This window comes from Pseudoduganella sp. HUAS MS19, from assembly GCF_053615455.1.
The window spans coordinates 1,508,319-1,525,996 of record NZ_CM132133.1 but is presented as its reverse complement, the minus strand read 5'-3'; the positions used below and the strand labels follow the sequence as shown (position 1 = coordinate 1,525,996).

The 17,678-nt window shown below is 62.5% G+C and carries 23 protein-coding genes; 6 read left to right on the top strand and 17 right to left on the bottom strand.

The genetic code is table 11. The annotated features are described in order from the left end of the window. Positions 1-786: a substrate-binding periplasmic protein gene (locus tag ACWBU6_RS07140; protein WP_452648128.1), complete on the top strand. Its 786-nt coding sequence runs from the start codon at positions 1-3 to the stop codon at positions 784-786. 15 nt (positions 787-801) lie between these two features. On the opposite strand, the gene ACWBU6_RS07135 is transcribed toward ACWBU6_RS07140, so the two are convergent. From ACWBU6_RS07135 to ACWBU6_RS07110, 6 genes are read right to left on the bottom strand one after another with little or no spacing between them, the layout of a single operon-like run. Beyond that, positions 802-1,845, bottom strand: a complete 1,044-nt coding sequence (locus ACWBU6_RS07135) for an AI-2E family transporter (protein WP_452648127.1) — start codon at positions 1,843-1,845, stop codon at positions 802-804. Between the two features lie 18 nt (positions 1,846-1,863). Continuing rightward, on the bottom strand, positions 1,864-2,442 hold the full coding sequence (locus ACWBU6_RS07130; RefSeq protein ID WP_452648126.1) for an SCO family protein: 579 nt from the start codon (positions 2,440-2,442) through the stop codon (positions 1,864-1,866). 5 nt (positions 2,443-2,447) lie between these two features. Further along, the gene (gene cyoE, locus ACWBU6_RS07125) at positions 2,448-3,323 is read right to left on the bottom strand and encodes a heme o synthase (RefSeq protein WP_452648125.1); all 876 of its coding nucleotides are present in this window, start codon (positions 3,321-3,323) and stop codon (positions 2,448-2,450) included. A gap of 2 nt (positions 3,324-3,325) precedes the next feature. Next, on the bottom strand, positions 3,326-4,465 hold the full coding sequence (locus ACWBU6_RS07120; RefSeq protein ID WP_452648124.1) for a COX15/CtaA family protein: 1,140 nt from the start codon (positions 4,463-4,465) through the stop codon (positions 3,326-3,328). A 10-nt stretch (positions 4,466-4,475) separates the two neighbouring features. Beyond that, positions 4,476-5,027, bottom strand: a complete 552-nt coding sequence (locus ACWBU6_RS07115; protein WP_452649538.1) for an SCO family protein — start codon at positions 5,025-5,027, stop codon at positions 4,476-4,478. Positions 5,028-5,064: 37 nt separating this feature from the next. After that, complete coding sequence (locus tag ACWBU6_RS07110) at positions 5,065-5,787, bottom strand: SURF1 family protein (RefSeq protein ID WP_452648123.1); 723 nt, start codon at positions 5,785-5,787, stop codon at positions 5,065-5,067. Positions 5,788-5,821: 34 nt separating this feature from the next. Here ACWBU6_RS07110 and ACWBU6_RS07105 point away from each other — a divergent pair, with 34 nt between their 5' ends. After that, positions 5,822-6,022: a DUF2909 domain-containing protein gene (locus ACWBU6_RS07105; protein ID WP_452648122.1), complete on the top strand. Its 201-nt coding sequence runs from the start codon at positions 5,822-5,824 to the stop codon at positions 6,020-6,022. Positions 6,023-6,121: 99 nt separating this feature from the next. On the opposite strand, the gene ACWBU6_RS07100 is transcribed toward ACWBU6_RS07105, so the two are convergent. The 7 genes from ACWBU6_RS07100 to ACWBU6_RS07070 form a co-directional block, all read right to left on the bottom strand. After that, positions 6,122-6,985, bottom strand: a complete 864-nt coding sequence (locus tag ACWBU6_RS07100) for a cytochrome c oxidase subunit 3 (RefSeq protein WP_452648121.1) — start codon at positions 6,983-6,985, stop codon at positions 6,122-6,124. Between the two features lie 37 nt (positions 6,986-7,022). Next, positions 7,023-7,208: a DUF2970 domain-containing protein gene (locus ACWBU6_RS07095; RefSeq protein WP_452648120.1), complete on the bottom strand. Its 186-nt coding sequence runs from the start codon at positions 7,206-7,208 to the stop codon at positions 7,023-7,025. Beyond that, a complete protein-coding gene (locus ACWBU6_RS07090; protein WP_452648119.1) occupies positions 7,205-7,756 on the bottom strand; it encodes a cytochrome c oxidase assembly protein in 552 nt (183 codons plus the stop codon). Before ACWBU6_RS07090 ends, ACWBU6_RS07095 begins: the two co-directional genes overlap by 4 nt. Next, a complete protein-coding gene (locus ACWBU6_RS07085) occupies positions 7,757-7,867 on the bottom strand; it encodes a cytochrome oxidase small assembly protein (protein ID WP_452648118.1) in 111 nt (36 codons plus the stop codon). A gap of 46 nt (positions 7,868-7,913) precedes the next feature. Next, positions 7,914-9,512 carry a cytochrome c oxidase subunit I gene (gene ctaD / locus ACWBU6_RS07080; protein ID WP_452648117.1) on the bottom strand — a complete coding sequence of 533 codons (1,599 nt, stop codon included), beginning with the start codon at positions 9,510-9,512 and terminating at the stop codon, positions 7,914-7,916. 13 nt (positions 9,513-9,525) lie between these two features. After that, positions 9,526-10,752 (bottom strand): cytochrome c oxidase subunit II, encoded by a 1,227-nt coding sequence (coxB, locus tag ACWBU6_RS07075; protein ID WP_452648116.1) that lies wholly within the window; start codon positions 10,750-10,752, stop codon positions 9,526-9,528. 335 nt (positions 10,753-11,087) lie between these two features. Then, positions 11,088-12,011 (bottom strand): methyltransferase domain-containing protein, encoded by a 924-nt coding sequence (locus tag ACWBU6_RS07070; protein ID WP_452648115.1) that lies wholly within the window; start codon positions 12,009-12,011, stop codon positions 11,088-11,090. Positions 12,012-12,071: 60 nt separating this feature from the next. Here ACWBU6_RS07070 and ACWBU6_RS07065 point away from each other — a divergent pair, with 60 nt between their 5' ends. Together ACWBU6_RS07065 and trmL are read left to right on the top strand one after the other, a co-directional pair. After that, entirely contained in the window at positions 12,072-12,851 is a 780-nt protein-coding gene (locus ACWBU6_RS07065) for a ComF family protein (RefSeq protein ID WP_452648114.1), read from the top strand. 9 nt (positions 12,852-12,860) lie between these two features. Then, a complete protein-coding gene (gene trmL / locus ACWBU6_RS07060; RefSeq protein WP_452648113.1) occupies positions 12,861-13,331 on the top strand; it encodes a tRNA (uridine(34)/cytosine(34)/5-carboxymethylaminomethyluridine(34)-2'-O)-methyltransferase TrmL in 471 nt (156 codons plus the stop codon). Positions 13,332-13,343: 12 nt separating this feature from the next. Here the strand turns inward: trmL and ACWBU6_RS07055 are convergent, their stop codons facing one another. Beyond that, complete coding sequence (locus tag ACWBU6_RS07055; RefSeq protein WP_452648112.1) at positions 13,344-14,084, bottom strand: hypothetical protein; 741 nt, start codon at positions 14,082-14,084, stop codon at positions 13,344-13,346. A gap of 134 nt (positions 14,085-14,218) precedes the next feature. Here ACWBU6_RS07055 and ACWBU6_RS07050 point away from each other — a divergent pair, with 134 nt between their 5' ends. After that, the gene (locus ACWBU6_RS07050; protein WP_452648111.1) at positions 14,219-14,677 is read left to right on the top strand and encodes a DUF421 domain-containing protein; all 459 of its coding nucleotides are present in this window, start codon (positions 14,219-14,221) and stop codon (positions 14,675-14,677) included. A gap of 12 nt (positions 14,678-14,689) precedes the next feature. On the opposite strand, the gene ACWBU6_RS07045 is transcribed toward ACWBU6_RS07050, so the two are convergent. From ACWBU6_RS07045 to ACWBU6_RS07035, 3 genes are read right to left on the bottom strand one after another with little or no spacing between them, the layout of a single operon-like run. Continuing rightward, positions 14,690-14,944 carry a hypothetical protein gene (locus tag ACWBU6_RS07045; protein ID WP_452648110.1) on the bottom strand — a complete coding sequence of 85 codons (255 nt, stop codon included), beginning with the start codon at positions 14,942-14,944 and terminating at the stop codon, positions 14,690-14,692. Positions 14,945-14,953: 9 nt separating this feature from the next. Next, on the bottom strand, positions 14,954-15,436 hold the full coding sequence (locus ACWBU6_RS07040; RefSeq protein ID WP_452648109.1) for an adenylyltransferase/cytidyltransferase family protein: 483 nt from the start codon (positions 15,434-15,436) through the stop codon (positions 14,954-14,956). Next, positions 15,433-16,629: a PilT/PilU family type 4a pilus ATPase gene (locus tag ACWBU6_RS07035; protein ID WP_452648108.1), complete on the bottom strand. Its 1,197-nt coding sequence runs from the start codon at positions 16,627-16,629 to the stop codon at positions 15,433-15,435. Before ACWBU6_RS07035 ends, ACWBU6_RS07040 begins: the two co-directional genes overlap by 4 nt. A 97-nt stretch (positions 16,630-16,726) precedes the next feature. On the opposite strand from ACWBU6_RS07035, the gene ACWBU6_RS07030 reads away from it, so the two are divergent. After that, on the top strand, positions 16,727-17,665 hold the full coding sequence (locus ACWBU6_RS07030; RefSeq protein ID WP_452648107.1) for a hydrogen peroxide-inducible genes activator: 939 nt from the start codon (positions 16,727-16,729) through the stop codon (positions 17,663-17,665). The last annotated feature ends 13 nt before the right edge of the window (positions 17,666-17,678 follow it).

Genomic DNA, 17,678 nt, shown 5'->3' with positions numbered 1-17,678 from the left:
ATGCACCTGCGCAGTGTCCTGCTTGCAGTGGCGGCCTGCTTTGCCGGCAGCGCCGCAGCGGCATCCTGCGGCCCCTACACGGTCGCCATGTACGAACATGGCGCCTTGTACTATCGCAGCGGCGAGCAATGGGCCGGCATCGACAAGGATATCGTCGACGAACTGGCGCGGCGCACCGGCTGCGAACTGCGCATGACGCGCGACTCGCGCATCCGCATCTGGACCATGCTACAGGAAGGCACGCTGGACATGACCATGTCCGGCATTGCCACGCCCGAGCGCGCACGCTTTGCACGCTTCACGCCCTACCTCCAGTCGCGCAATATGCTCCTGGTGCGCAGCGAGGCGGCGCGGCATGCCGCCACGCTCGAACAATTTTCAGCGCGGCCGGAACTCAAAGTCGCGGTCATCAGGGGCTTCAGGCATGGCGCCACCTACGATGCCTGGCTGGAGCGGCTGCGCAAGCAGGGCCGTGTCCACGACACGCCCGATTACGCCACGCTGCTGCGGCTATTCCAGTACGGGCGCGTGCAGGCCATCCTCCAGTTGAACAGCAATGTCGATGCCGTGTACCGCGATGCCCGCTTGCGCGGCCAGTTCCGCGTACTGGACCTGGTACCGCGCGAGAACGTACAGGGATCGCTGGTCATTTCCCACCGGGTTGCCGGCACCTCGGCCATCAGGCTCGAACAGGCACTGCGTGCCATGCGCGCAGACGGCGCCATCAAGACCATCATGGAACGGCATACCAGCCCGGAACGGGCGCTGGCCATGCTGGTGCACTAAACCCTTGCCGGCCTTCTAAACGACCGGTTTGACCTCGGTCCAGTTCCTGAGCAAGCCCAGCGCCACGGCCAACAGAGTCGGACCGATGAACAGGCCGACAAAGCCGAAGGCCAGCACACCGCCCATCACCCCCAGCAGCACCAGCGCAAACGGCAAGCTGGAACCGCGCGAAATCAGGATCGGCTTGACCACGTTATCCACGCCGCTGATGACGACCATGCCATAGACCAGCATGAAGATGCCCCAGCCGGTCATGCCCTGCGAGAACAGCCAGATGGCGGCGCCGCCCCAGATCAGCGGCGGCCCCACCGGCACCAGGGAGAAGACGAAGGTGGCCACCGACAGCAAAGCCACTGCCGGCACGCCGGCAATCAGGAAACCTATTGCCGCCACCGCAGCCTGTGCCAGCGCAGTGCCCAGCATGCCGTACATGACGCCGGTAACGGTGCGGCTGACGGTTTCGGCGACTTCGACCGCATGCTCGCCCATGATCTTGTCCATTCCCACTTCCAGCGCAGCCACGATGTTATGGCCGTCGCGGTACAGGAAGAACGAGACAAAGGCGGCCAGGCTGACCTGCGCCACGCCGGCACCGAGCACGATGCCGCTGTTCAGCAGGATGTTGCGGGCCGGTTCCACGTATTTCTTGGCCACGGCCAGCAGTTCTTCCTTGCTGCTCAAGATCTGGCGCAGGTACAAGTCGACCGACTCGCCCACCAGCGGCAACTGGCGCAGCCAGGCCGGCGGTTCGAAGCCGCCGGCATCGATCGCTTCGCGCGCGCCGTGGTAGAAGTGGCTCACGCTGTCGGCGATATTCCAGGTCACCAGCGACAGCGGCAGCACGATGACCAGCACCAGCGACACCGTCATCACCGCCGCAGCCAGGGTGCGGCGGCCTTGCAGGCGCCCCAGCAGGCGCTGGTAAAGGGGCCAGGAGGAAATTGCAATGGCGGCGGCAAACAGTATGCCGGCCAGGAAGGGACGCAGGACATACAGGCAGCCAATGACGAGAAAGACAATGGCTGCCAGGCGGCTATAGGGCTGAAATCGTTTTTCCATGCCCTAGCTTATCAGGAATCAGCTGGCGGCGAGAAGCTTCAGGTCGTGCACGATCGGCGCCGGCCCGCCGCCATGGCGCAGGAACAGGCGCAGCTTGCCGTTCTTGTCGAACACGTAGCTGCCGGCCGTGTGGTCGATGGTGTAGCTGCCGGCAGTCTTGCCCGCCACCTTCTGGTAGAACACCTTGAACTCCTTGGCAGTGGCGGCGGTCTGCTCCGGTGTTCCATACAGGCCCACGAAGCGCGGGTCGAAGCCCGGCACGTACTGCGACAGCAGCTCCCTGGTATCGCGCTCGGGGTCAAGGGTGGCGAACAGCACCTGCACCTTGTCGGCATCCGGGCCCAGCTCCTTCATCACGGCCGACATTTCGGCCATGGTGGTCGGGCACACGTCCGGGCAGTGGGTGAAGCCGAAGAACAGCACCACCACCTTGCCCTTGTAGGATTCCAGCGTTACCGGCTTGCCGCTGTGGTCGTTCAGCGAAAAGCCCTTGCCGTACTCCAGGCCGGTCAGGTCGGTGTTCTCAAACTTGAGCTGCTTCTCGCCGCAAGCGGCCAGGGCGAGCAGCATGCATAGCGCCGCAAACAGTTTTTTCATAGCACTCAGAACTTGAAGTAATGGTCGACCAGCAGCGCCGCGAACAGCAGCGACAGGTAAATGATGGACCAGGTGAAAGCCTTGCGCGCAACGACATCGCTGTAATGCTTGTAGATGCGCCAGCCGTAGTACAAGAATACCGCGTTCAGCACAATCGCGCTGGCGAGGTAAATCAGGCCGCTCATTTTCACCGCGAACGGCAGCAGCGTGGTGGCGGCCAGGATGATCGAATACAGCCACACGTGGAAGGCGGTAAAGCCCATGCCGTGGGTGACCGGCAGCATCGGCAAGCCGGAACGCTCGTAGTCGGCCTTGCGGTACATGGCCAGCGCCCAGAAGTGCGGCGGGGTCCAGACGAAGATGATCAGCACCAGCAGCCAGGCCTGCATTGGCACGTCGTTGGCAATGGCTGCCCAGCCCAGTGCCGGCGGCATCGCGCCGGACAGGCCGCCGATCACGATGTTCTGCGGCGTGGCCGGCTTCAGGATCATGGTGTAGATCACCGCGTAGCCGACGAAGGTGACAAAGGTCAGCCACATGGTCAGCGGGTTGACCAGCTGGTGCAGGATCCACATGCCGGCGCCGCCGATCACCAGCGCAAACACCACGGTCTGCGGCACGGTGATGTCGCCCATCGCCGTCGCGCGGCGCGCGGTACGCGCCATGCGGGCATCGATTTCGCGCTCGGCCAGGCAATTGACGGCAAACGCCGCGCCGGACAGCAGCCAGATGCCGGCCGTTGCCGCGATCACCACGCGCCAGTCGGGCATGCCGTCGCTCGCCAGGAACATGCCGATGACGGCGCAAAACACGGCCAGCTGCGTCACGCGCGGCTTGGTCAGGGCCCAGAACTGGGCCATGCGGGAAGTCGAGGATTTCATTGTTATTGGTAGGCGGGGGCAGCCAGGTACTTAGCCCTGTAGTTTATCATGGTCAGCAACAGCACCAGGGCTGCCGCCCCCGCGTTATGGGCCACCGCAATGGCCAGCGGGAAGTTGAAATAAATGGTCGCCACGCCGGTAAAGGCCTGCAATGCCAGCACCGCCGCCAACCAGCGCGCATGCTTGCCCAGGCCTTCGACGCGCCATGCCTGCCAGGCGGTCATGCCCAGAACGAGCAGCACCACGGCGGCGAAGTTGCGGTGCACCCAATGGATCGCCGTCAGCGCCTCGAACGGCAGGTAATGCCCGGCGGCAGTCTTGCCAAGGTCGCGCCACAGGTGGAAGCCATGTTCGAAGTCCATTGGCGGCACCCAGGTGCCGCCGCAGGTCGGGAACTCGGTGCAGGCCAGTGTCGCATAGTTCGAGCTGACCCAGGCGCCCAGCGCCAGCTGCACCAGCAGCACCACGCCGGACAGCGCCGCCAGCAGGCGGATGCGGCCCAGGCGCGCCGCCTGGGAACCGCCGGCGCGCGGCAGCGGCGCGTGCAACTGGTCCTCGCGGCCGCCGAACCAGGCCAGCAGCGCCAGCAGGGACATGCCCAGCACCAGGTGGCCGGTGACAAAGATCGGCTGCAATTTCTGGGTCACGGTCCAGGCGCCGAACGCCCCTTGCAGCAGGATGAAGAAGAACAGGAAGGTCGGGAAGCCCGGCGGGATGCGGCGCGCCATGCCGGCCCCAGCGCCGGCGCGGCCCCGTCCAGTCGAGCGCCACCACGCCACCCCCATCATGGCCACGATCAGTACGCCAATGCCCATGGCCAGGTAGCGGTGGATCATCTCGATCCAGGCTTTCACCATGGTGACCGGACCGGTCGGCATCAGCGCTTCGGCGGCGCGGATCTGTTCATGGGCGATGAATGGATTGGCTTCACCGTAGCAGCCCGGCCAGTCCGGGCAGCCCAGGCCGGAGTCGGTCAGGCGCGTGAAGGCGCCGAACACGATCAGATCGAAGGTCAGGAAAACAGCGATCCAGACCAGCTTGCGGTACTTATTGGTGTCCCTGGAGATCCAGACCACCGACAGCGGCAGCGACGCCACCAGCAGCGCCGTAATCGCCATATGGGCAAGGGAGTGATGGTCCATTGCGCCCGCCTCAACCGATGGCCGAAGCCTTGAGCACCTTGCCCAGGTCCTTTTTCACCCTGGCCGGGTCGGCATCTTTCGGGAAACGCATCATCAGGTGGCCCATCGGGTCGATCAGGTAGATGTGCTCCTCCACCTTGCCGCCCTGCTCCAGCGGCAGCCACTTGCCCACCACGTCGGCCGGCGCGCGCAGGAAGCGGGTGCCGTCGTTCACGCGCAGCATGAAGGTTTCCAGCGGCTCATTGTCGGTGATCAGCCACACGCGCTCGATGCGGTCGGCCTCCTTGCCCTGCATGGTGCGCAGCTGGCGCATCATGAACAGCATGTCCTGGCACTTCTGGTCGCAGGCCGAACCGCCCACCTTGACCATCAGCCATTTGCCCCTGAAATCCTGCAGCGTTTGCGGTTTGCCGTCGACCGTGGTGCTGGCCATGGCCGGGATCGGGTGCATGCGCGGGTCGAGCAGGTCGCCGTAATTGGTACGCCCTTCCGGCTTGATGAAGTAATAGGTGATATAGGAAGCAATGATCGGTGCGGCGCAGACCAGCAGCACCGCGAACATGCTCCAGCGGCCACGGCGGCGCTGGTTGTCGTCTAGTTTAGCGTTTTCCACTTTTTCTCAACCCGGTGAATACAAAGAAAAGACCTGCCATTGCCGCCAGTGCGTACCACTGGAAGGCGTAAGCTTTATGTTTGTCGGCGCCCAGTGCCGGCGCCGGCCAGTCGCGCACCAGCGCTTCGGCGGCCGCCGCGCCATCGGGCGTCGTCTGTTCGACCAGCAGCGGCTGGAATTTCCAGCCGGTCGCCGCGGCCAGCGCCGCCGCATCCGCATTCTGCACGATGGCGCCGGGTTCGAGCCTGGGCGCCTCGCCCAATTGCATCACATGCCCCGGCGCCAGGCGCGCAATGCCCTCGACCAGCACCGGTCCCGTTGGCGTCGCATACGCCGGCAACTTGCTGCGGTCGGCCATATCGCGCGGAAGCCAGCCGCGCGCCACCAGCACGTGCATATCGCTGCCGGCCAGGCGCAAAGGCATCAACAGGTAAAAGCCAGGCTTGCCGGCGTGGGGACGGTTATCCAGGTAGACCGGCCAGGCGCCGGCCCATTCGCCCTGCAGCCGCACGCGGCGAAATTCGACGGCGGCGGCGGCCACCGGCGCAGCGCCCAGCACCACTGGCGCGGCGGCATTACCGGCGGCCAGCTGCGCTTCCAGCGCCAGCTTGCCGGCGGCGCGGCCATCCTGCCAACGGCCGGCGGAGATGCCGATAGCCACCAGCGCCAGGGTGGCCAGGAAAGGGATCAACCGGAAGCGGAATGCCATACAATAAGTGTTCCTCTGAAACCGCCTAAATACCATGAAATACTTTGTCGCCGTCGCCTTCGTGCTGATCATCGGCAGCCTGGCCTCGGCCTTCATCAGCATGATGCGCAGCAAATCGGCCAACCCGAAAATGGTGCGCGCCTTTGCGCTGCGCGTCGGTTTTTCGATCGCGCTGTTCATCGCCATCCTGGTGCTGGCAAAACTGGGCTATATCAAGCCGACCGGGATCAGGTAGCCCCGTCCTGAATGCAAAAAAGCCACATCTGCACAGAGCGCGACCTGGGGCGCGTTCTGGCCGATGCGGCTTTTTTTGCGGGTAGATTATACCTGCGTCTTACAACCAGTACACGACCACGTACAGGCCGAGCCAGACCACGTCAACGAAGTGCCAGTACCAGGCCGCGCCTTCGAAGGCGAAGTGGTGTTCGGCGCTCATGTCGCCGCGGATCAGGCGGTACAGCACGACGGACAGCATGATCGCGCCCATGGTCACGTGGAAGCCGTGGAAGCCGGTCAGCATGAAGAAGGTCGAACCGTAGATGCCCGAGGTCAGCTTCAGGTTCAGTTCGCTGTATGCGTGGATGTACTCATATGCCTGGAAGCCCATGAAGACTGCACCCAGCAGCACGGTGGCAGCCAGCCAGAAGATCGCCTTGGAGCGGTTGGCCGCCTGCAGCGCGTGGTGCGAGATGGTCAGGGTCATGCCCGACGCCAGCAGCAGCGCAGTGTTGATGGTCGGGATCGGGAACGGGCCCATCGGGGTGTAGCTGTCCACCGTGCCGGCCGGACCGACGCTGGCGGTCCAGGCGCCGGAGAAGTCAGGCCAGATCAGCTTGTGGTCGAGGTCGGACAGCCACGGGAAGGTGATGGAACGGGCGTAGTACAGCGCGCCGAAAAAGGCGCCGAAGAACATCACTTCGGAGAAGATGAACCAGCCCATCGACCAGCGGTAGGACACGTCGATACGCTTGGAATACAGGCCTTTTTCCGATTCGGAAATGGCATCGCCGAACCAGCAGTAGAGCACGCCCAGGGTCATGACGATGCCGGCCAGGCAGGCCACCATGCCCCAGGAGGCGTCGTTGACCCAGGCGGAAGCACCGATCATGGTCACCAGCAGGGAAATACCTGCCAGCATCGGCCACTTGGAAGGACCAGGCACGAAGTAGTACGGTGCCGCGGCGTTATTAGAGCTCATCTTGTTCTCCCTAAAATCCTGCAAAATTTACTTTAAATTACTTTAAGACGACAAATTTAACAATCGACACCAGCAGGCCGATCAACATGGCCGCGCCCAGCAAGGCGGCAACGATGACATGGAAGATGCTCAGCTTCTGCTCATCCTGGTCAAAATCGCCTTTGCGGCGCAGGCCGACGAACGACCACAGCACTGCTTTCATCGAGTACAGGAACGACTTCACGATTTCCCTACCATCCCGGTTTCGAAGAAGGTATAAGACATCGTCATAACCTTGATATCCTTCGGCACCGCCGGATCGATGTAGAACATCACCGGCATCTGCCGCGCCTCGTTCGCCTTCAGGGTCTGCTCCTTGAAGCAGAAGCATTCCACTTTCCTGAAATGCGGCGTGACGCTTTGCGGCGTGTAGCTTGGAATCGCCTGGGCTTTCACCTCGCGCGGCAAGCTGTTTACCACCTCGTACACCACGGTCACCATTTCGCCCGGGTGCACGGTAATGCTGTTCTGCGTAGGGCGGAAGCGCAGCGTGCCCTGCACATTGCTGTCCAGCTCCACGGTGATGCTGCGGCTGGCGTCCACCTGCGTATTCTTCGCATCGTCGAGCGTGGTGCCGTCGGACTGGGTCAGCACGTTAATGCCGAGCACTTCACACAGGTGCTTATACACCGGAATCAGCGCATAACCGAAACCGAACATCATGACTGCGATGACCAGCAATTTGCCGAGCATCTTGCGGTTCGATTCGCGGGTACTCACGCCGTTGCTCATTTACGCACCAAGTATCCAGCGTTTCGCGATCACCGCCGCGAAGAACACCAGGGCGACCGACCCGAGGATCAGGGCCAGGCGCATATTCGATTGCTTCTTCGGATCAGGCATTTGCTGCTTTCTACAGGGACGGTGCGACCCGTCCCCGAAAAACTGATTACTTGACGGTCGGCGGCACTTCAAAGGTGTGGAACGGGGCCGGCGACGGCACGGTCCACTCCAGGCCTTCCGCGCCTTCCCATGGCTTGGCTTCCGCCTGCTTGCCGCCGCGGATGGTTGGCAGCACGACGCAGAACAGGAAGAACACCTGGCTCAGGCCGAAACCGAAAGCACCGATGGTGGCGATCGAGTTGAAGTCCGTGAACTGCGCCTGGTAGTCGGCGTAACGGCGCGGCATGCCCGCCAGTCCCAGGAAGTGCATCGGGAAGAAGGTGATGTTGAAGGTGATCAGCGACAGCCAGAAGTGGGCCTTGCCCATGGTCTCGTTGTACATGTGGCCGGTCCACTTCGGCGCCCAGTAGTAGAAGCCGGCGAACAGTGCGAACAGCGAGCCTGCCACCAGCACGTAGTGGAAGTGCGCCACCACGTAGTAGGTATCCTGCAGCTGGATGTCGACCGGGGTCACCGCCAGCATCAGGCCGGTGAAACCGCCCATGGTGAACACGAAGATGAAGCCGACCGAGAACAGCATCGGGGTTTCAAAGGTCATCGAGCCTTTCCACATGGTCGCGATCCAGTTGAAGACCTTCACGCCGGTCGGCACGGAGATCAGCATGGTGGCGTACATGAAGAACAGCTGCGAAGTCACCGGCATGCCGGTGGTGAACATGTGGTGGGCCCAGACGATGAACGACAGGATCGCGATGGACGCGGTAGCGTACACCATCGAAGCGTAGCCGAACAGCTGCTTGCGGGCGAAGGCCGGGATGATCTGCGACACGATGCCGAAGGCCGGCAGAATCATGATGTACACCTCCGGGTGGCCGAAGAACCAGAAGATGTGCTGGTACATCACCGGGTCACCGCCGCCGGCGGCGTTGAAGAACGAAGTACCGAAGTGGCGGTCGGTCAGGGTCATGGTGATGGCGCCTGCCAGCACCGGCATCACGGCGATCAGCAGGTAGGCGGTGATCAGCCAGGTCCAGCAGAACATCGGCATCTTCATCAAGGTCATGCCGGGAGCGCGCATGTTCAGGATGGTGACGATGATGTTGATGGAACCCATGATCGAGGACGCGCCCATGATGTGCATGGCGAAGATGCCCATGTCCATGCCGATACCCATCTGGGTCGACAGCGGAGCGTACAGGGTCCAGCCGGCAGCGGTCGCGCCGCCAGGCACGAAGAACGAACCGGCCAGCAGGATCGCCGCAGGCGGCAGCAGCCAGAACGAGAAGTTGTTCATGCGCGCGAACGCCATGTCGGATGCGCCGATCTGCAGCGGGATCATCCAGTTGGCGAAACCGACGAAGGCCGGCATGATGGCGCCGAACACCATCACCAGGCCGTGCATGGTGGTCAGCTGGTTGAAGAATTCAGGCTGGAAGAACTGCAGGCCAGGCTTGAACAGTTCGGTACGGATCATCAGCGCCAGCACGCCGCCGGAGAGCAGCATGATGAACGAGAACCACATGTACAGGGTACCGATGTCCTTGTGGTTGGTCGCGAACAGCCAACGGCTCAAGCCGTGCGGATGGTCGTGTGCGTGATCGTGGTCGCCGTGGGCGTGATCGTGTGCCTTATCGAGAGTGCTCATGTAATGCTCCTAATTACTTGGCGCGTGCAGCCACAATTTCGGCTGGCTGGACGATGTTTTCCGCTGGCTTGTTCGACCAGGTGTTGCGGGTGTAGGTGATGACAGCCGCGATATCGGTATCGGACAGCTGCTTCCATGCCGGCATCTCGGACGGGAACTTGCCGGTCTTCTGGCCATGCAGCAGGACCTTGACCTGCTCGGCTTTCGGGCCGTTCACGACTGCGGAGCCGTCCAGGGGGGCGAAGGCGTTCGGCACGCCCTTGCCGTTTGCCTGGTGGCAGACTGCGCAATTGGCGGTGTAGACTTTTTCACCCTTGGTCTTCAGTTCGTCGATGGTCCAGGTCTTGTTCGGATCGTCTGCCAGGGCAGCCATTTCCTTCTTCTTGCCGTCGACCCAGGCAGTGTACTCTTCGGCGGTCACTACCTTGACCACGATCGGCATGAAGGCGTGCTCTTTACCGCACAGCTCGGCGCAATTGCCGCGGAAGGTGCCGGTGTATTCGGCCTTGAACCAGGTGTCGCGCACGAAGCCGGGAATCGCATCCTGCTTGACGCCGAAGGCCGGGATCATCCAGGCGTGGATCACGTCGTTGGCGGTGGTGACGATGCGGATCTTTTTGCCCACTGGCACGACCACTTCGTTGTCCACTTCCATCAGGTAGTTTTCGTTGCGCTTGCCGGTGAATTCTTCGCCCGGGTTGCCCACCTGGGCGCGCGGGGTGGACAGGTTGGAAACGAAGGAAATGCCTTCGCCCTCGCCCTTCAGGTAGTCATAGCCCCATTTCCACTGCATGCCGGTGGCTTTGATGGTGATGTCGGCGTTGGAGGTGTCTTTCATCGCAACCACGGTCTTGGTTGCCGGCAGGGCCATGCCGATCACGATCAGGAAAGGCACGACGGTCCACGCGATTTCGACGGCGGTGGATTCATGGAAGGTGGCGGCTTTGTGGCCGACCGACTTGCGGTGCTTGAAAATCGAATAGAACATCACGCCGAACACGGCGACGAAGATGACCATGATGATGACCATCATCAAGGTGTGCAGGTCATAGATGTTTTCAGCGATCTTTGTTGCAGGAGCCTGCAGGTTCAACTGGTTGACCATCGGACCGCCGGTGCCACCGGTCTTGGCCGTGTAGTCGCCGGCCGCTGTCGCCGCAGGCTCGGCCCACGCCGGCATTGCCGCGGCGGTGACGGCCAAGCCGAGCATCAACGATTGAAGTCGCTTCGCAAGTTTCATGTTTTCCCCAACCACCCAAAAATAAAGAAAATTTTTGTGCGCCAGGCCGGCTTAGCCGGCATCCCGCCACACGCTAAACACCTAAAGGCTCCGAGCCTAGCCAGCGCGAAAAAATTCGCGGCCATACTGTGCTGGAACCTTGAAAAACACTCCCGATGACCACACATCACCAGTAGCTTTGCTGCCATGTTTGCCTGGCCTGGACCGCCTTGTTGCGCTCGGCTAGGCGAAGTGCTGGCAAAATTAGCTAATGATTATACTCAGTGAACATGTCCTGCATCAAGGGCAGCACACCCCTGGCTGTGGTATACGCAAGTTACTGCGCCCTTACCTGCCTATTTTTTAGGCTTCCTTGGTAAGTCAAAACGGATGATCGCTTCACCGCTGCTGGTTACCCTCGGGGCCGGGCGGAAGGCATGGCCGTAGATCACTTCAAACGTCAGCGCCAGCTTGCCGTCGGCACGGCGCTGCTGCTCCAGGCCTTGCAGCATGCGCTGGTAGGCCTGTTTTCCGAGCAGCCCCTTGCGGCGCGTCTGCAGCGGGTTGCCGCCCAGCGCGCGGGCGTCGGCCAGCAGCTTGTCGGCGCTGTCGTAGGTCACCGTGATCTTTTCCATATCCATCACCGGCTCGGCAAAGCCGGCTTCCACCAGCTGGTCGCCGAAGTCGTGCATGTCGACAAAGGGCAGCGTGTGCGGCGCCAGGTCGACATCGGCAAAGGCCGTGCGCAATTCCTGCAGCGTGTCCGGGCCGAAGCACGAGAACATCAGCAGGCCGCCCACCTTCAGCACCCGGTGCCATTCCGCGAACACGCGGTCCGGCTGCGGATGCCAGTGCAACGCAAGGTTAGACCAGACCAGGTCGACGTTGTTGCGTGCCAGCGGCAGGTCGGCCATATCGGCGCACAGGTAGTCAATGCCGGACTTTGCTGGTAACAATTTGCCAATGAGCTGGCTCAGGCCCGACTTGCCGGCCTGGCCGCGCGCAGCGGCAATCATGGCCGGGGAGGTGTCGACCCCCAGGATCTGGGCGGCCGGATAGCTCTTTTGCAAGGCCGGCAAATCCGGGCCGGTGCCGCAGCCGGCATCGACCACGCGCAGCGGGTTCACTTTGACCAGCTGCAGGCGTTCGTGCATGCGGCCGGCGATCTCGCGCCGCAGGAAATCGGCTTCCGCCACGCGCGCCGGGTCGGCAAACAGGGCGCGGACTCGATCCAGGTCAATAGGAGCGCTTAATTTCGGCGGTTTTGCTGGGACTTGCATATTTAATACGGCTCTTTAATGGGATAATCCGGGCAGTTTACTCGTTCGCGGGGATTTGCGATGGCTGGTGCGATTGCCGGCGGCCTGCTGGCCGCCCTGCTGCCCTGTAATTGCGTCCTGTGCGGCGCCAGTGGCCCTGCCCTGCTCTGCCCCGGATGCCACCGGCAATTCTTCGCCGCCGCCGTCGCCCGCTGCCCGATCTGCGCCAATCCGCTGCCGCCCGCCCCAGCAATCGCCCCGACCGCCGCCACACTGGCCGGCGCCGACCAGGCCCCGCCGCGCAGCGTGCCGTGCGGCCGCTGCCTGGCCGAGCATCCCGCCTTCGACGCGACGGTGGCGGCTGCAGACTACGCCCTTCCGGTAGACCGCCTCGTGCTTCAGTTAAAATTCGCCCGCCAGCTCGCGCTGGCGCGCCTGTTTGCCGGCCTGCTGGCGGATGCGGTGCAGCGTGCCGGCGCCGGCCGCCACCCGCGCCCCGCCCTGCTCTGTCCCGTGCCGCTTGGCCTGCAGCGCCTGTCCGAGCGCGGCTTCAACCAGGCGCTGGAGATCGCCCGCCCGCTAGGCAAGGCCCTCGGCATCGCCGTCCATGCCAGGCTGGCAGTACGCGTGCGCGATACGCAGGCCCAGAGCAGTACCCCGCACGGCGCGCGCCATGCCAATATAGCGAACGCCTTCGCCATCCCCGACCGGGCGCTGGTCGAAGGCCGGCATATCGCATTGGTGGACGATGTCATGAGCAGCGGCCAGACATTGCAGGAGCTAGCCGCGACGCTGAAGCGCCACGGCGCAGCGCGCGTAACGAACTACGTATTCGCCCGCACGCCCCCGAACACGAATTAGGAGAAGAACTTGTTTCATGTAGTGCTGGTCAACCCGGAAATCCCACCCAATACGGGCAATGTGATCCGCTTGTGCGCGAACACCGGCGCCCAATTGCACCTGATCGAGCCGCTTGGCTTCCCGCTGGACGACGCCAAGATGCGCCGCGCCGGGCTCGATTACCACGAGTACGCGCAGATGAAAGTGCACAAGGACTGGGCAGCCTTCCTGGCCCAGGTGCAGCCGGACACCAGCCGCATCTTCGCCATGACCACGCACGGCTCGCGCCCCTTCGCCGAACTGGCCTTCCAGCCGGGCGATGTATTCGTGTTCGGCAGCGAAACCCGCGGCCTGGCGCCCGAATTCCGCGAATCGTTCCCGGCCGGACAGCGCATTCGCCTGCCGATGATGCCGGGTAACCGCAGCCTCAACCTCTCCAACACCGTTGCGGTGGTGGTATTTGAAGCCTGGCGCCAGCACGGCTATGCCGGCGGCGCCTGAACGGGCGCTGGCTTACTGCTTGTAGCCGGCTGTGAACTTCATCAACTGCGGCACTACGGGCTCAATCGCTTTGCCTGCACGTGGGCCGTAGGCCATATTCGCCGCGCCAAACGCATCCTGGAGCGATTTGATGAAGCCCGGCCCCAGCTTGTTGATTTTGGCGCGCTGGTCTTTCGGCAGCAGGTTTGCCTGCACATCCGCCGCCATCATGCGCAAGTCCGCGTCGGTCTTCAGCGCACCTGCGCGATTTTTCTCCTCGCCCGGCGACAGCGGATGGGGCAGTCTCACGGTCACCGACTCGATCACCGCGGCGCAGAATGCACCGTCAATCAGCGAATCCCAATACAGGCGCCCACCCTTTTGCTTCAGGAAGGCAAGGTATTCTGCCCGCTCGGTCGGCGACCACTTGTCAGCTGCATCGCGCACCAGCTTGTGCAAGCCGAAGTCTACCAGCGGCCCATTGTTCAACTCCTCATCTTGCAGAGCCATTTCCACCACGTCGCGGGCCTGGCGATAGTCTTCGTTGCCGCCGCCCCAAGCCTTGTCAAGCTTGGCCCCCTCGCGGACACCGTCCAGCAGCAAATCCGGTACGATGCGCCGCAAGTGGTTCCCTGAAATAACGGCCGCCTCCGCGTAGCACGTCGATGGGGCGATCTTCAACAGCTTGTCGGTGAAGTCATCCAGTTCGTCGGACTGCGCCACGGCCGGCAGCAGGCAGCCACATAAACCCAGTACAGCAAGCGCTTTTTGCATTGTTTACTTTCCATGTATCAAGATTAGCTATTTTGCAACAACAATCAAAGCGCGTCAACAGCGGGATTGACAACAGGAAGCGTGTGGGCGGGCACCGGTGAATCGTCGTATAACCGGGCGGGAAGGAGGCGGCAATGTTCGATCTCGACCTGCCCTGGTGGGAATATATCGCGCGAGGCATCGCGATCTACGGCGTGCTGCTCATCATGATGCGCCTGAGCGGAAAGCGCACCATTGGCCAGTTCACGCCATTCGACCTGCTGGTCGTGATGCTGCTCAGCGAATCGGTATCGCCCGGCCTGACCGGCGGCGATGACTCGGTCGCTGGCGGCTTGATCGTGGTGCTAACCTTGGTCGCTCTCAACGTGGCGATCGCCTTCATCACCGCCCGCAGCAAGAAAGCCGCCGACCTGATGGAAGGCAGCGCCGTGCTGCTGGGGCGCGACGGGAAAGTTTTCAAGGCAGCACTGCGCCGGAATCATGTCGCGGAAAGCGATCTGGAGCAGTCGCTGCGCGAGGCGGACTGCCCGCTTGAGAAAATGAAATACGCTTTCCTGGAGGCGGACGGCAAGATCACGATCTTGCAGCACTAAAGCGCACAAAAATCAGAGGAAGCCGATGTGCTTGCGCTCCAGCCCCGACATCACCAGCTTGATGTAGCGGTTGGGGATGTACAACTCCACTTCCACCATCGCCCCCTCGGCATTGCGCGCCTCGGATATCAGGTGGAAGAAGCTGCGGTCGGGACTGGCCTCCTTGCAGGGCAGGAACTTGCCGGAAGGTCCGTCGGACAGGTAATCCTTCAGCGTGGCGCCCAGTTCCGCCACGCCTTCGTCGGTCAGCAGCACACCAAAAGCCATGACGGCCTCCTATTTTCCAAACATGCGCACTTTGGCCAGCAGCTTGGTGGTCGAGCGGTCGTGCTCGAAATCGATGGCCACCGCCTTGCCGCCGTAAGCCAGCACCGCCTGCCCTTCCGGGATGGCGGTCATATCGTAATCGCCGCCCTTGGCATAAATCTCGGGCCTGGCCTGCAGCACCGCTTCCAGCGCCGTGTCTTCGTCGAAGGGCACCACCAGGCTGACCGACTCCAGCGCCGCCAGCAGCGCCATGCGGTCTTCGCAATTGTTCAGGGGGCGGTCGTCGCCCTTGCCCAGGCGCTTGACCGAGGCGTCGGTATTGGCCGCCACCACCAGCGAGGCGCCCAGCGAGCGCGCCTGCGCCAGGTAGGTCACGTGGCCGCGGTGCAGGATGTCGAACACGCCATTGGTCATCACCACCGGTTTCGGCAGCGCCGCCACCCGCGCGGCCAGTTCCTCGCGCGCGCACATCTTCTTTTCAAACTCGATCATTCGCCTTCTTCTTCCTCTTCTTCATCCAGCTGCATGCTCAGGCCGCCCGAGGATTTCGGCGCGGCGACGCTCGGCGCGGCCGCATCCGGCGGTGGGCGGTTGCTGTGCAACTTGATCTGCAGGCGCAGGCCGTTGGTCGAGTCGGCGTTGCGCAGCGCCTCCTCGTAGGCGATGTAGCCCTTATTATAGAGTTCGAACAAGGCCTGGTCGAAGGTGCACATGCCCAGTTCGCGCGACTTGGCCATGATTTCCTTGATCGAGTGGAAATTGCCCTTGAAGATCATCTCCGAGATGGTCGGTGTGTTCAGCAGGATCTCGATGGCGGCCTTGCGGCCCTTGCCGTCTTCGGTGCGGATCAGGCGTTGCGAGACGATGGCGCGCAGGTTGGACGAGAGGTCCATCAGCAGCTGGTTGCGGCGCTCTTCCGGGAAGAAGTTGATGATGCGGTCCATGGTCTGGTTCGCATTGTTCGCGTGCAGGGTGCCCAGGCACAGGTGGCCGGTCTCGGCGAAAGCAATCGCATGTTCCATGGTTTCGGTGTCGCGGATCTCGCCGATCAGGATCACGTCCGGTGCCTGGCGCAGGGTGTTTTTCAGCGCATGGTGCCAGGACAGGGTGTCCACACCCACTTCGCGGTGGGTGATCAGGCAGTTCTTATTCTTGTGCACATACTCGACCGGGTCTTCCACGGTGATGATGTGGCCGGCCGAATTCTGGTTGCGGTAGTCGATCATGGCCGCCAGCGAGGTCGATTTGCCGGAGCCGGTCCCGCCCACCACCAGCACCAGGCCGCGCTTGGTCATCACCACTTCTTTCAGCACTTCCGGCAGGTCCAGCTTCTCGAAATTCGGGATCTCGGAAGCGATGGTGCGGCACACCATGCCCACCGCCTGCTGCTGCACAAAGACATTGACGCGGAAGCGGCAGACATTGGGCAGCGAGATCGCAAAATTGCACTCCAGTTCAGTTTCGAACTCGCGGCGCTGCTTCTCGTTCATGATGGCGTACGCCAGGGCCCGGGTCACGTCCGGAGTAAGGCGCTGCTGGCTCAGGGCGCGCATCGAGCCCTGCGACTTGATACTGGGCGGGAAATCCGCCGAAATGAACAAGTCGGAGCCGCCGACCTGGTGCATGGCCGTCAGCAATTTAAAAATATACGACTGGGCTTCTTCGTGGCCTAGTGTGGAAGACATATTCGCCTCGTTATAGGGTTTTGCAGGTCATTATAGCCAGTGCGCTCCCCCATTCACGGCATTGCAACAAGGCATTCAACTGTGTTCAAATGGGTTCATGACACTGACCGAGCTCAAATATATCGTAGCAGTTGCCAGAGCGAAACACTTCGGCCATGCCGCCGAGGCGTGTTTTGTTGCTCAACCTACCCTTTCTGTCGCAATTAAGAAACTGGAAGACGAGCTCGGCGTCGTCCTGTTCGAGCGCGGCGGGGCGGAAATCTCCGTCACTCCACTGGGCGCCCAGATCGTGGCCCAGGCCGAACGGGTGCTGGAGCAGACGGCAGCGATCAAGGAACTGGCAAAGCAGAACAAGGACCCGCTGGCCGGCCCGTTGCGGCTGGGCGTCATTTACACCATCGGTCCCTACCTGCTGCCGCCTTTGGTCAAGCGGATGATTGAAACCACGCCGCAGATGCCGCTGATCCTGCAAGAGAATTTCACCGTCAAGCTGCTGGAAATGCTGCGCCAGGGCGAGCTGGACGCGGCCATCATGGCGCTGCCGCTACCGGAACACGGCATGGCCGTGCAGCCCCTGTATGACGAACCGTTCGTGGTGGCGATGCCCAAAAACCACCCCTGGGCCGCGCGCGTGGCCATTCCGGCCGAAAACTTGAAAAGCGAAACCATGCTCCTGCTGGGCAATGGCCACTGCTTCCGCGACCAGGTGCTGGAAGTGTGCCCGGAGATGGCGCGCTTTTCCTCGCCCGGCAACGGCATGCAGCGCACCTTCGAGGGCTCCTCGCTGGAGACCATCCGCCACATGGTGGCCAGCGGCATTGGTTTGACCGTGCTGCCGCGCGCCTCGGTGCCGGACATGGAAGGCCGCGACGGCATGTTGGCATTCCGCTATTTCGAGAATCCCGAGCCGAACCGGCGCGTGGTGATCGTCTGGCGCAAGAGCTTTACGCGCAAGGCCGCCATCGATGCCATCGTGGCCGCGGTGGCCGACTGCCAACTGCCCGGCGTCCACATGCTGAATGGGCATGCAGAGTAAAATGCCGGGATGC